This is a genomic window from Kangiella aquimarina DSM 16071 (assembly GCF_000374105.1).
Taxonomy (GTDB): Bacteria; Pseudomonadota; Gammaproteobacteria; order Enterobacterales; family Kangiellaceae; genus Kangiella; species Kangiella aquimarina.
The window spans coordinates 1,031,663-1,045,394 of the sequence record NZ_KB893650.1; the positions used below are offsets into that span (position 1 = coordinate 1,031,663).

Sequence of the window (13,732 nt, forward strand, 5' to 3'; positions counted from 1 at the left end):
TTATATAGAATGACAAAGAATAAATTAGAATCAATCGTCTCAAAGGTCTTTTTTTCGAAAAGAGCACTATGGATAAGCCTGTTTGCAGTATTTACTGCCGTAATGGTTTATTTTGTTACCCAGTTGCGTGTGGATGCGAGTTTTGAGAAAAATATTCCACTTAAGCATGAATACATGCAGACCTATATTGAGTATCAGGATCAGTTCGGTGGCGCCAACAGAGTGTTGGTTGCTCTTGAAGATACCAGTGGTAATATTTTTAACGCGAGTTTCTTCGAAGCATTAAAAGAAACAACCAATCGCGTGGCGGGTATTGCAGGAGTTAATCAGCCACAGGTTGAATCTTTATTTACACCTAACACCCGTTATATTGAGGCCAGCGAGCAAGGTTTAGAAGGTGGTCCCGTTATTCCTGCACGCTTCGATGGCTCGGAAAGAGCATTAAAGCAGGTTGAAGAGAATATTCTTAAGGCTGGAATTGTTGGGCGTCTGGTCTCAAATGAATTTGAGTCAGCAATGGTTTCTGCTCAATTACTTTCAGAATATAACCCGACGGATGTTGAAGTAACCGGTGAAAATGGCGAGCAGATGGTGCAAACCGACTTTGTCCGTGTCGCCCATGATCTTGAAAAGATAAGAACTGATATAGAAGCAAAGTACCCCAATGTGGAAGTACACATTATTGGGTTCTCTAAAATGATCGGTGACGTCAGTGATGCAGCAGGTGGAGTAATTGTCTTCTTCTTGATTGCATTGGCCATCACTGCACTGCTTGTATATTGGTACTCTCGTTCTATTAAGCTTACTGCACTGCCAATATTAACCTCCATTATTGCTGTTGTCTGGCAGCTGGGATTATTGACTGCCCTTGGTTATGGCATTGACCCAATGTCAATCCTGGTGCCATTCTTGATTTTCGCCATCGGCGTCAGTCATGGAGTGCAGATGATCAATGGAGTTCAGCATAACGTAGCCCATGGCATGAAAACCTATAATGCAGCTATCGCAGCCTGTGCAGCTCTGATTGTACCGGGTGGTATCGCATTGCTGAGTGATACAGTAGGTTTCCTGACTTTACAATTGATTGAAATTGATATCATTCGTGAATTGGCGGTTACTGCCAGTATCGGTGTTGCTGTTCTGATTCTGACTAACTTATTGCTACTACCGCTATTACTTTCTTATACCCATTTCTCCGATAAGTTCGTTCAGAGTGTTCGCGATCGTGAACATGCCCGTGAGAAGTGGTGGAAGAAAATTGCTGGCTTTGCCCGTAAGCCTGCATCAACCATTATAATAATTGTGAGTCTTTTATTGGGTATTATTGGTTACTGGCAATCGCTTAATATGAAAGTCGGTGATCTCCAGTCTGGTGCACCTGCATTAAGACAGGATTCCACTTATAACCTTGATAACAAATATATTACCGATACCTACGCGATTGGTACTGATGTGATATATGTGTTGGCTAAAACCAAGACTGATGGCTGTACCTACTATGACATCATGAATAACATTGATCAGTTCCAGTGGGAAATGAACAATGTAAAAGGTGTTCAATCGACTATCAGCCTCCCCCAAGTAGCCAAAGTTGTTAATGGCATGCTAAGCGAGGGCAATCTCAAGTGGAAGATGTTACCTAAGGATGAAGCTGTTCTTGTTCAGTCCATTAGCCGTGTTGAAACCAGCACAGGTCTTCTGAACTCTGATTGTAGCGTCATGCCGGTAATGATTTTCCTTGATGATCATAAAGCAGAAACCATCGAGCGACTGGTTTCAGCAGTAAAAGACTTCCGTGCCAATAAAGCACATGAGGAAGTGGAGTATTTGCTGGCAACTGGCCCAGTCGGCGTTATGGCTGCTACTAATGAGGCAGTTTCAGCGGCGCAAATACCAATGATGATCTGGGTATATCTGGCAGTGACTTTATTGTGCTTAATTAGCTTCCGTTCGGTGCGTGGCACTATCTGCGTTATATTGCCATTGGTAGTAGTGTCATTCCTGGCACAGGCGCTGATGACCTGGCTGCAGATAGGTTTGACCGTTGCAACATTACCAGTGATTGCACTTGGCGTAGGTATTGGTGTTGACTATGGCATTTACATATTTTCAAGAATGGTTGGCTTTATCCGTTCCGGTATGAGTGTAGCTGATGCCTATTTTGAAACACTCAAGTTAACCGGTAATGCGGTACTATTTACTGGCTTGACTCTTGCTATCGGCGTTAGCACCTGGTTGATGTCCGCACTGCAATTCCAGGCAGATATGGGAATTATGCTGACCTTTATGTTCCTGGTGAACATGTTAGGTGCAATCATACTACTACCTGCGTTGGCGGCACTGCTATATCGTCGCTGATTAAAAATTAGTATTCGCGCCAACAGCGCGTACCAGTTAGAAATAATGGCATCTAAAGTGAAATTTAGGTGCCATTTTGCTTTCAAATGGCCTAGAATTGACACAATTTATTTTTGATTTTCTTCACCCAATTAAGCGGTTTTGGAAAGGACAATGGTCGGTTCAAACACTTCTTCCAAGTTGCTAAATGATGTTAAGCAACTAATCGAACAAAAAGCATCAAAACGTCAATCTGAGCTCGTTAAACAATTCGCTGAAATCATCTACAGCAGTGTCGCTGAAGATGAATTTATCGAGCGTACTCCTGAGCAAATCTTTAATTCAATATACAGCCTGTGGCAATTTATTCAGGACTTTGATGGGACTTGCAAGTTGCGTGTGCATAACCCAACAAGTGATAAAAATGGTTGGAGAAATAAACATACCATTATTGAGTTAAATCATGCGGATATGCCATTCCTGGTTGATTCAATTCGCATGGAGCTAAACCGTCATGGAATTGATGTGCATTTACACATCCATGTTCCCATACAGGTGGCCCGTGATAAAAACGGCAAAGTTAAATCGGTCAATTTATGTGTCGATGATGAGTGCGAAAAGAACAAGAACATTGAAACGCCAATGTATATTGAAATTGATAAGCAACTCGACGAAGACACCATAAAGCAGATAGAAGCTGACTTGTTACGTATTTTAGGCGACGTTAGAGCAACAGTACGTGACTGGCATCCGATGCGCGATAAGCTTGCCAGTATCATTAATGAGCTTGAGTCGACGCCACCTCCTTTGCGTAAAGATAGAATTGAAGAGGCGCTTGATTTCCTTCGCTGGGTCAAAGCTAATCACTTCGTATTCATGGGCTCGCTCACTTATGATTTGAAAAAATCAAAAGATGATTTGTTATTAAAGCCGGTAAAAGGCAGTGGGCTTGGTACTTTGGCCGAGCCTGCCAAGCAAAAAGCCTACAGCTTGTCGGAGTCACCAAAAGGTGCTCAGAAGCTGGCTCTATCTAATGAACATATATTAGTCCTTACTAAAACCAGTACGGTCTCTTCAGTACATCGTCCGAGCCATATTGACTACATCGGTGTTAAGCGATTTAACAAGGACGGAGAAGTTATCGGTGAATACCGCTTCTTCGGTCTCTTTACTTCTGCAGCCTACAACATGGATCCGCAGTTTATTCCGGTTCTGCGTAAGAAGATTCATAACGTTCTAGCTGAGTCAGGACTCAAGCAGGGCGGTCATGACTATAAAGCCTTGAAGAATATTCTGGAAACCTATCCAAGAGATGAGTTATTCCAGATCCCTACCTTAAAGTTGTTGAATGTTGCGATGGGTATTCTGCACATTCAGGAACGCCGCCAGGTTAGAGCCTTTGTTCGTCGCGATCCATTTGGTCGTTATTTCTCCGTGCTGTGCTTTGTTCCTAGAGACACCTACAACACCAAGGTTCGTTTGCGTATGACAGAGATTCTGTCAGAAACTTTTGGCAGTAAGGGTGAAATTGAATTTAATACTCACTTCTCTGAATCAAATCTAGTTCGTACTCATTTCCGTGTACCAGTTGAAAACGCTGAAGCGATTGACTATGACCTGACAAAGCTACAGGCTGATTTACAGGAAGCGGCATTGAGCTGGGAGGATGTGTTGGTTGATACCATTGCACATCTCTATGAGCCGACAGAAGCAACCAAGTTACAGAAGAAATACGCCAACGCCTTCTCGCCCGGCTATCAGAATCAACAGAGCGTGCTGTCAGCCATCGCGGATATTAAGCATATTGAGCGTCTAAGCGAAGAGCGTCCATTTGATATGCTGCTGTATAAAAAGCAGATTGAGGGTGGTTTATTACGTTTTAAGTTATTTAACCGTGAGCAACCCATTCCTCTATCCGAAGTATTGCCCTTGCTAGAGAATATGGGGCTGATCGTAATTGATGAAACGCCTTATAAAATATCCTCCGAAGCGCTGGGAACCATGTGGATCATGGATTTCAGTGTGCGTTATGACAATGATATTGATGTTGACTCAATTCGCGATAAGTTCCAGGAAGCATTTGCTAAGGCTTGGACAAATCAGGCGGAAAAAGATGGCTTCAATCGCTTAATCATTGCAACAGGTCTGGACTGGCGTCAGGTTGCCATGCTTCGTGCGTACGCTAAGTATATGTGGCAGATTGGCTTCACCTTTAGCCAGACTTATATCGAACAGACATTGTCGCAATATTCTGAAATTGCTCATGGTCTGGTTGAGCTCTTTGAGCATCGATTTAACCCTCAACAAGAGTTTAATGAGCGCAAGTACAATACTCTAAAACGTGATCTGAAGAAGAAATTCGAGCAGGTAAGTAATCTTGATCAGGACAAAATCGTCAATAAATATCTGGAAGTCATTGACGCGACATTGCGTACTAATTTCTACCAGCAAGCTGAAGATGGCAAAGATAAGAGCTACATTTCCTTCAAATTAAAGCCATCAATGATTACCGGAATTCCAAAACCGGTTCCAATGTTCGAGATATTTGTGTATTCGCCACGTGTTGAGGGTGTTCACTTGCGTGGCGGTAAAGTAGCTCGTGGTGGTTTACGCTGGTCGGATCGTCGTGAAGACTTCCGTACTGAAGTTTTGGGTCTGGTTAAGGCTCAGCAGGTTAAAAACTCTGTCATTGTTCCAGTTGGTGCTAAAGGTGGTTTTGTCTGCAAGCAATTGCCAACTACGGGTGGTCGTGATGCATTCTTTGCTGAAGGTGTAGAATGTTATAAAACCTTTATTCGCGCATTGTTGGATATTACAGATAACTATGTTGCCGATAAGCTGGTTCATCCTAAAGATGTTGTAATTCATGATGAACCCGATCCGTATCTGGTTGTTGCAGCAGATAAAGGGACTGCGACTTTCTCGGATATCGCCAACGGTATTTCGCTTGAATATGGCCATTGGTTAGGTGATGCCTTTGCTTCTGGCGGTAGTAATGGCTATGACCATAAGGCTATGGGTATTACTGCGAAAGGTGCCTGGGAGTCAGTTAAACGCCACTTCCGCGAAATGGGCATCAATTGTCAGAGCGAAGACTTTACGGTCGTGGGCTGTGGTGACATGTCTGGTGACGTATTTGGTAACGGTATGCTGCTTTCAAAGCACATTCGTCTGCAGGTCGCCTTTAACCACATGCACGTTTTCGTCGACCCTAATCCGGATTCCGCAGCTTCTTATAAAGAACGTGAGCGTTTATTTAAGTTGCCACGTTCGGGTTGGAATGATTACAACGCATCATTAATTTCTAAAGGCGGTGGCGTATTTGAACGTAGTGCCAAGTCGATTACCTTAACCCCTGAAATTCAGGAAATGCTGGGTGTTAAGGCTAAGGCATTATCACCGAATGAGTTTATCAATGCTGCCTTGAAAATGAAGGTCGACTTGTTCTGGAACGGTGGTATCGGTACTTACGTTAAATCCTCAAAAGAAACTCATGCTGACGTGGGTGACCGCGCGAATGATAGTGTTCGTGTTAATGGTAATGAGGTAAAAGCTCGCGTTATAGGTGAGGGCGGTAACTTGGGTTGTACCCAGCTCGGTAGAATTGAGTATATGCTCAATGGGGGGCGTGCTAATACTGACTTTATTGATAACGCCGGCGGTGTCAATTGTTCGGACAATGAGGTCAACATTAAGATCCTACTTAATGGCATCATGGCTGAGCACAATATGACCGAGAAGCAGCGTAATACGCTGTTGGCTAAAATGACTGATGAAGTATCGCATATTGTAATCGAAGATAACTATCGTCAAATTCAGTCTATCAGTATCACTGAGTCGCGTGCCCCTAGCATGGTTAAAGAACATATGCGCTTCATCCATGGTCTGGAAAAAGATGTTCAGCTTGACCGAGAGCTTGAATATTTACCAACCGATGAAGAAATGCTGGAGCGTGAATCTAAAGGTCAGGGCTTAACCCGTGCTGAACTGTCTGTGTTGTTAGCCTATGGCAAAATGCAGCTTAAGGATTCATTACGCATTCCAGAGGTGACTGACGAAAAGTATTTTGAACGTTATCTGGTTGAGTATTTTCCTAAACCGCTACGTGCCAAATATGCTGAAGTGATGGCCAAGCACCCGCTACGTGATGAAATTATTGCGATGAGCGTAGCTAATGAAATGGTCAACCTGATGGGAACTAACTTTGCATTCCGAGTGATTGATGAGGTTGGTGCCAATATTGGTGAAGTGGCGCAATGTTATGCCATGGCCAAAGAAACCTTTGGTATGCAAGGACTCTGGGACAGTATCGAAGAGCTGGATAATAAAGTACCGGCTAATGTACAGATTCAGATGATGTTCCAGGCGCGTCGTATTGTACGTCGTGCAACTCGCTGGTTCGTGCGTAACCGTCGCAAAGATCAGTCCATTGCTGAAGTCGTCAGTTACTTCCGTGATGGCGTGGTTGAATTACAGCGCAATGTGCATAAAACATTGGAAGCCAAAGAAGCTCAGGGCATCGAGAAAGATGCACAACAATTGATTGCGCAAGGTGTACCGGAGAAGCTTGCTCGTCAGGTTTCATTACTGAGCACCATGTTCTCGGCAATGGATATTATTGAGCTGGCGAAGCAGTATGATTTGCCTATTCTGTTGGTGGCGGAGGTTTACTACAAACTGGGCGCGGAAATCAATCTGCACTGGTTCCTGACTCAAATCATCGCGCAACCTGTTCTCAATCATTGGCAGGCCTTCGCTCGTGCCGCATTCCGCGAAGAGCTGGATTACCAGCAGCGTAACTTGATTGAAGCGGTACTGCCTTTGACCAATAAGTACAAATCTGCGGATACGCGTATCAAGCACTTCCTGGCTGATCATGATGATTTACTGTCACGTTGGCGTGAAATGGTGGCTGACTTCAGGCAAACCAGCACCCATGAGTTCTCCAAGTTCTCAGTGGCGCTTCGCGAGTTGCAGATTCTGGTGCAACGTAGCCATCGCCTGATCAAGTGATGATAATAATTTAAACTTCTAAATACCCAGCCTGGCTGGGTATTTTTTTAACTGCAGAAAGGGTAAAAGTCTATTTCAATAACTTAAGAGAGTCATTGCCATAATTCGCCATAATTGGATCATATGGCTTTCAGAATTGGGTGGTGTAATGGAATCGTCAAATAAACAAAGAGGAAAAAGCCATGTGTACATTAGTATTATCAGAAGAGCTTAAAGAACCAGCCCGTTTTGCCAAGGAATTTGAGGCCTTTTGGAATTATCAGTCAAAAGATAAAGAAACCTATACTAAACAAGAGCCAATTGATCAGCAGCAAATCAATGATGTGCTCAAAGAGGAAGCCCAGCTTGACGATAGTTTAGTGATTGCCGAAAGACGTCAGGACAGAAGTTTTCTTGATATGGTGAAGTATCAGCACCAGCCATAGATGACTATTTTTGCTGGTGCTGATCGGCATTACTGTAGTCGGGCCGCTGCGTCCAGGCGAATAGTTGAGCCATTAAGGTATTGATTCTCAACTACTTGCTGCACTGTTAAAGCAAACTCTGAAGGTTTGCCAAAACGCGAAGGGTTAGGGATTCCGGCTGCAATCTGTTCGCAGATTTCAGGAGTGATTTTTTCCATCATTGGAGTTTCAAAAACGCCTGGGGCGATTGCCATAACACGCACGTTGATGCGGGCAAACTCTCGAGCTAATGGTAACACCATACCCACGATTGCAGATTTAGTTGCAGAATAAGCCGTTTGACCGATCTGCCCCTCATAGGCTGCGATTGAAGCTGTATGGATAATGACACCACGTTCGCCATCCACCGGCTCATTATTCTGCATGTGGCGTGATGCCGCACGGGTCAGAAGAAATGTGCCAATCAGGTTGATGTTGACGACGTTCTGGAAGTATTCAGCTGGCATTGGCCCCTTTTTACTGTGAATAAGACCTGCGCCTAAAACGCCTGCACAACCTACTGCAAGATTGATACCACCCATAAATTCAGCAGCTTTGTCGGCTGCTGACTCTACATCATTTTCATTGCTGATGTCTGTCTTGATGAATAGAGCGTTTTGACCAAGGTCGCTTGCTGCTTTCTGACCTTGTTCTTCATTGATGTCGAGCAAGACGACTTTTCCGCCCTGTTCAATAATATTTTTAGCTGTAGCAAAGCCCAGACCAGAAGCTCCACCACTAATAATGGCTTTCGATTGATTGAGTTGCATAAATGTTATCTCATGACCAAAAGAGGGCATTGTATCAACAGTCGACCGGAGTGCCAATGATGGCACAGAGCCGGTCGGTTAATTAGAGAATTATGCGGTGATTAACTGCTACGAATACAGTTTAGGTAATCCTTGCTGACCCTTATCAGAGGAGGGCTTTGGCAAATGCTGAAGTGCATTGGCCAGCTCTTGACCTTGCCAGGGCCGTTCTCGACTCGGTGAATAAAGCGAAGCCTGTAAGTGCTCCAGTTGTTGTGCCAGTTCTGTATTTTTAACCATTTGTTTAAGCTGGTTTAGGTTCTGGATGTGCTTTAAGTGTGGTTGACTGCGACACCATTGAAGCAGCAGTTGATGTGCAGTTTTTGCATCATTCGTTTTACAGGCACGTTCAATGTCGGCAAGGCTTGCTTTGAAGTTCTGATCCAGCTGGTTCGAAGAAGATGTCATGGTCTTGTAGTCAACGCCATAGTGTTTGGGTTTAGTAAACCTCCAAAGAATCAGTGTAAGCAACCAAAGAGCAGCCAGTATGATGCTGATAATTTGCCAGATATTTAAAGTTTCTTCAGTTGACTGAATACCCCCAGGCTGAGCAGTTCCATTTTCGCTGACGTTCTGCTCATTGTTAGATTTATTGGATATTACCGGTTGAGTTGATGCCGATTGAGTAGTTTGAGCTTGAGGTTTTACCTCAATGGTCATTGCCGGTAATACCGCATAGTCCTGTTTGTCTGTTACTGTGTTCCACCAGGGTATACGAACTTCAGGTATGGTCACTTGGCCAGATTGACTGGGTACTATTGCTAATTTTTCAATATGGTGACTGGTAACGCCAAGGCGGTTAATCAGCTGTTGGAATTCGGGAGTATCACGATAAATTTTGACGCCATCAACTTCAGGGAATGTAACATTCGGTAGTTGAGTTTGCAGCAGACCAGTGCCTTTAATCTTGAACTCTAATGTGGCAGGAGTGCCGACTTCAAAAGTTGGATTGCCCGGTAGCCAATTAGCTTCCAGCTTTACGTTGGTTGCTGGTAGCCAGGGCTCTTCGGCTGAGACAGGCTTCGGTTTTACAGTAACTTTGTATTGTGGTGTGCTTAGCGAGATAGGCTTGGTACGACTAAGCCCCCATGGGTTCGATGACTGATTTTCATCCAGAATGGTTGCCGTGTAAGTCATCGGCTCAATCAGTAGCTCGCCACTTTGCTGAGGGAATATGGCAAACTGACGTTCAACTACTCGATAACTGGTATTGCCCTGAACCATTTCAAAGGTTCTATCATCACCAAGTTGCTCAAGTACTGCTCCAGTTGCTTTAGGCAACGTCAAACTTTCGTGGCGGGTAACCACAGAACGATAAATTCTTACCGTCAGGATAAGCTGTTGCTGGACATAAACTTCTTCAAGATTAAGAGCCGCACGAAGTTTTACTTTAGCAGGGCTGTTGTCCTCTTTGAGCTCATCAATTGCGGGTAAAATTCGAATGGTAAAAGAATCAGCAGTTTCACTACCAAATTTTGTAGTGGGTACTGTATAGGTTCCAGCCTGTCTTGCGAGAAGTTTAACTTCCCAGCCCATTTCGCTATGAAACTTACCATCGATCATGGTGCTGTTGTTAAACTGTTGCAGGCTGAGTCGCTCCAGTTCTTCCGGAAGAAAATCAAGTGTCAGAGCATTGGCCAGGGTTGATGGGTTTTGTACAACTATCTTGAGTCGAAACGTTTCATTCTCGCGAACCTCTCCACGGTCCAGAAAATACTGAACCTTGGCTTCCAACACCTGAGTGAATAACAGGCCAATGACCAGTAGGCCATACATAGATATTTGTCTAAGCATTTGCATCGTACATAAACCCGTTCAGATTGTGATTACCATGTCTCATCAACATGTTGTTTATGACCACGTTCGCGATATTCCTGATACATTTTTCGACGTAGTAAACCGCCTGGATCATCTGGCAGGCGTTTCAACCATTGTTCCAGTTCCTGATCCTTTTCCTCTTCTTTAAACTGTTGCTGCAACTCTTCTTCAGTCAACTCAGGCTTTTGTTGCTGTTGCTCGCTTGGTTGTTGCTGCTGTTCGCTTGATTCATCACTTTGTGAGTTCTGATCCTGCTGCTGTTGTTCCTGCTGCTGATCATTCTGTTCCTGTTCAGATTGGGACTTATCTTGTTGTTGGCTTTGTTGTTGCTCCTGTTGCTTCTGTTTTAACAGGTCTTCAACGATTTTTTTATTGTATAGGGCATCCAGGTGATTTGGGTTGAGTTGTAAAGCTTCTTTATAGCTCGATACTGCTCCCTCAAGTTCACCGGCCAGAGCCTGCGCATTGGCTTTATTATATAACTTGTCAGCGGGGGAGAGCTGCTGACCATTATTAAAATTATTCTCTGCTGCTTGATAGTCGCCATTGCGATAAGCAGCTACAGCCTTCCATTCAGGATCTTCAAATCTTTTGTAGGCTTCCTCGTATTGTTGCTCGTTTAGCAGTTTTTTGGCCTGCTGATCTTTGTTGAGGAAAAGACTTTCTAGCGGGTTGGCTTGAGCCTGAGTACTTGTAAAGCTACCAAAACTGATCACAAGCACTATCGCAAACATAGAGCGGTGCTTGAAACCAAGCAGTAAAATCGGTAGTGCTAAAAATAATAGCCAGAAGCCAGCATCTTCCCAGCTATCTGCCATAATGTCCTGTTTTTCTAACCTTTCATCGACCGTTAGTTGCGGGCGTTGCAGTAAAAGTTCGATGTCCTGATTACCGGCAGTCATTGGGGTCAGGGTTGCTCCGATATCATCTGCAAAATTTGCCAGTTCATTGTAATTCAGTTTAGGAATGACAATGTTCCCTTTGTTGTCTTTGACGAAGCCAGAGCCATTCGACATCGGAATGGGTGCTCCTTCGGCGGTACCGATGGCAAGAATATTGAGGTCATAGGAAGTCTTGCTCAGCAGGCTTTTTATTTGAGATAGCTCTTTTTCATCTCCTCCATCCGTAATCCAGATGATATCACCCTCACCTGCGGCACCGTTGTCCAGCAGCTCTATCGCTTTTTCTATGCCTTTGTCGGGCTTGCTGCCTACTAACGGCATCAAGTTGGTTGATAGGACTTCAACCATGTTATCGATGGTATCGGTGTCACTGGTTAAGGGGCTGAGGATGAAACCATCACCGGCATAAACCACAAAACCAGTTTGGCCATCTTTAATAGCTTTTAGGATGTCAGTTAATTTGAATTTGGCTCGGGCCAGGCGGCTCGGTTTGACATCTTGCGCATCCATTGATGAAGACAAGTCCAGGACAATCACTCGTGATGCCAAATTAGAAAATACAGGTTGTGGTAGCTTCTTCCAGCTGGGTCCTGATAGGGCAATGACTAGAAGAATCCACATGGTAAGCAATAAGTTTTTTTGCCACTTAATACTTTTACCTAATTGCGAGTTTGGCATCATCCAGCCCAGCAGGTGCTGATCAATCAGTTTGGCCCAGCCACTGGCTTGCTGGCCTTTGGTTCTGTATAGCCACCATAATAGGATGACAGGAATCAGCAATAACCATGCCCAGGGACGGATAAAATGGAGTTGTGTTAGTTCAGGAAGAAAATCAAACATGAGTTTCCTCCACTTTTGATGATGCCTGGTGAATACTGGTTGTCCTGTTGACGCGCCAGCTTACTAAGGTACGGATCAATATGGATATTAATGAAATCAATAATGCCAGTGCCAGAGGAATATAAAATAATGCCTTAATTGGGCGGTAGCTCTGATAGTCATCCTCCACAGGCTCCAACTCATCAATAATTTTGTAGATTTGCTCCATCTCTTTAGTATCGCGTGCCCGAAAATAACGGCCGCCAGTTTTTTCGGCTACCGCAATCAAAGTTTCCTCATCAAGTTCCAACGAGGGATTGATACGACGATTACCAAAAAAACGATTCTTAACGATCATTTCATCAGCACCCACACCAATGGTGTAGATGGTGATTCCGGCATGTTCAGCAAGCTCTGCTGCCTGAAGGGGATTCAAAACCCCTGTGTTATTCTGTCCATCCGTCAATAAGATGAGAACACGATTATTCGCATCGCGTTCCCGCAAACGTTTTACAGCAAGGCCTATACCATCGCCTATTGCGGTTCGTGAAGAACCGGCCAGTCCAATGGTGGTTTCATCCAGCATGATTTGTACTGTTTCCAGATCAAATGTCAGAGGGGTTTGAAGGTAGGCCTGCTCACCGAAAAGGATCAAACCAATGCGGTCACCTTTGCGACGAGCAATAAAGTCCGTCAGTAATGCTTTAACGGCTACCAGCCGATCCACTTCCTTATTATCGATGACCATATCCGGCATTTCCATTGAGCCAGAAATATCAATACTGAGCATCAGATCACGACCTGTTGCGGGTAATTCCATCGCTTCACCCACCCATTGAGGGCGTGATAGGGCGCTGATTATTAATGTCCATAGCAGAAAAGTCAGCCAGGGGAATCGCTTGCCAGATTTTCCTTCCTGTTCCTGAATACTTCGCCAATACAAAAAGAGCGGTGCTCTTAATGCCTGCTGCTTACGCTTGCGCTCACTCAGCCACCAGATAATTAAAGGTATCGGTAATAGCAGCCAGATCCAGGGCCAGACAAATTCAAACATTTGCTGCTCCTTCCTGTCCGGTATTTGATGGCGATTCAGTAAAAGCAGGCAGTTGTTTGATGTTCGGCAATTGTTCTAGCCACAAAGCTGCTTCATTTAGAAATTGTTGTTGATGTGATGAGTCAATGCTGTCCGGATTACGGTAGATGCCTTCTTCAAGCAGCTGCAAACTTTGTTGACTCCAGATGTTACTGCCGGTCTGATAAAGCAGAATAACCCAATGTTTGTTGTCCATTACCGCAACTTGAGATTTTGGGAAGTAACAGAGGCTGGCGCGGCGCATAATGTGATGCGTTTGCATCAGCCAGTCTTTATCAGCATTGCGTTTAACTTGATCCAGTTCAATCAAGGCGTAGCGAGCAAAGCGTTGGCGTCTTTTGCTGACAATTGCTTTTGCGATGAGTAACACAATAACAGTTATAATAATTGCAATGACGATCCACCAACCAATTGCCAGTGGCCACCAGCTGACTCCTTCGGGAAGATGGATGTCGCGTAACTGTTCGAGTAATTGTGCTTGTTGTGGATTGGCCATGA

8 protein-coding genes are annotated in these 13,732 nt (G+C 44.3%); 3 read left to right on the plus strand and 5 right to left on the minus strand.

Features of this window, described 5'->3' with window-relative positions; genetic code table 11:
• The first annotated feature begins 9 nt into the window (after positions 1–9).
• From B158_RS0104995 to B158_RS0105005, 3 genes are all read left to right on the plus strand, one after another.
• A complete protein-coding gene (locus B158_RS0104995; RefSeq protein WP_018624265.1) occupies positions 10–2,358 on the plus strand; it encodes an efflux RND transporter permease subunit in 2,349 nt (782 codons plus the stop codon).
• A 153-nt stretch (positions 2,359–2,511) separates the two neighbouring features.
• Positions 2,512–7,350 carry an NAD-glutamate dehydrogenase gene (locus tag B158_RS0105000; RefSeq protein WP_018624266.1) on the plus strand — a complete coding sequence of 1,613 codons (4,839 nt, stop codon included), beginning with the start codon at positions 2,512–2,514 and terminating at the stop codon, positions 7,348–7,350.
• Between the two features lie 182 nt (positions 7,351–7,532).
• On the plus strand, positions 7,533–7,775 hold the full coding sequence (locus B158_RS0105005) for a hypothetical protein (protein ID WP_018624267.1): 243 nt from the start codon (positions 7,533–7,535) through the stop codon (positions 7,773–7,775).
• A gap of 29 nt (positions 7,776–7,804) precedes the next feature.
• Here B158_RS0105005 and B158_RS0105010 read toward each other — a convergent pair whose 3' ends face one another.
• From B158_RS0105010 to B158_RS0105030, 5 genes are all read right to left on the minus strand, one after another.
• Positions 7,805–8,563, minus strand: a complete 759-nt coding sequence (locus tag B158_RS0105010) for an SDR family NAD(P)-dependent oxidoreductase (RefSeq protein ID WP_026309252.1) — start codon at positions 8,561–8,563, stop codon at positions 7,805–7,807.
• Positions 8,564–8,671: 108 nt separating this feature from the next.
• Positions 8,672–10,402 carry a BatD family protein gene (locus B158_RS0105015; RefSeq protein ID WP_228127064.1) on the minus strand — a complete coding sequence of 577 codons (1,731 nt, stop codon included), beginning with the start codon at positions 10,400–10,402 and terminating at the stop codon, positions 8,672–8,674.
• A 26-nt stretch (positions 10,403–10,428) separates the two neighbouring features.
• The gene (locus B158_RS0105020) at positions 10,429–12,162 is read right to left on the minus strand and encodes a VWA domain-containing protein (RefSeq protein ID WP_018624270.1); all 1,734 of its coding nucleotides are present in this window, start codon (positions 12,160–12,162) and stop codon (positions 10,429–10,431) included.
• Positions 12,155–13,195, minus strand: coding sequence for a vWA domain-containing protein (locus B158_RS0105025; RefSeq protein WP_018624271.1), 1,041 nt, complete (start codon positions 13,193–13,195; stop codon positions 12,155–12,157). The genes B158_RS0105020 and B158_RS0105025 overlap by 8 nt, the downstream gene beginning before the upstream one ends.
• Entirely contained in the window at positions 13,188–13,730 is a 543-nt protein-coding gene (locus tag B158_RS0105030) for a DUF4381 domain-containing protein (RefSeq protein WP_018624272.1), read from the minus strand. The genes B158_RS0105025 and B158_RS0105030 overlap by 8 nt, the downstream gene beginning before the upstream one ends.
• Positions 13,731–13,732 lie beyond the last annotated feature (2 nt).

What these genes read in the sequence shown, in the direction of transcription:
- B158_RS0104995 (WP_018624265.1), top strand. Translation starts at nt 10, where the DNA reads ATGACAAAGAATAAATTAGAATCAATCGTCTCAAAGGTCTTTTTTTCG.
- B158_RS0105000 (WP_018624266.1), top strand. Translation starts at nt 2,512, where the DNA reads ATGGTCGGTTCAAACACTTCTTCCAAGTTGCTAAATGATGTTAAGCAA.
- B158_RS0105005 (WP_018624267.1), top strand. Translation starts at nt 7,533, where the DNA reads ATGTGTACATTAGTATTATCAGAAGAGCTTAAAGAACCAGCCCGTTTT.
- B158_RS0105010 (WP_026309252.1), bottom strand. Translation starts at nt 8,563, where the DNA reads ATGCAACTCAATCAATCGAAAGCCATTATTAGTGGTGGAGCTTCTGGT.
- B158_RS0105015 (WP_228127064.1), bottom strand. Translation starts at nt 10,402, where the DNA reads ATGCAAATGCTTAGACAAATATCTATGTATGGCCTACTGGTCATTGGC.
- B158_RS0105020 (WP_018624270.1), bottom strand. Translation starts at nt 12,162, where the DNA reads ATGTTTGATTTTCTTCCTGAACTAACACAACTCCATTTTATCCGTCCC.
- B158_RS0105025 (WP_018624271.1), bottom strand. Translation starts at nt 13,195, where the DNA reads ATGTTTGAATTTGTCTGGCCCTGGATCTGGCTGCTATTACCGATACCT.
- B158_RS0105030 (WP_018624272.1), bottom strand. Translation starts at nt 13,730, where the DNA reads ATGGCCAATCCACAACAAGCACAATTACTCGAACAGTTACGCGACATC.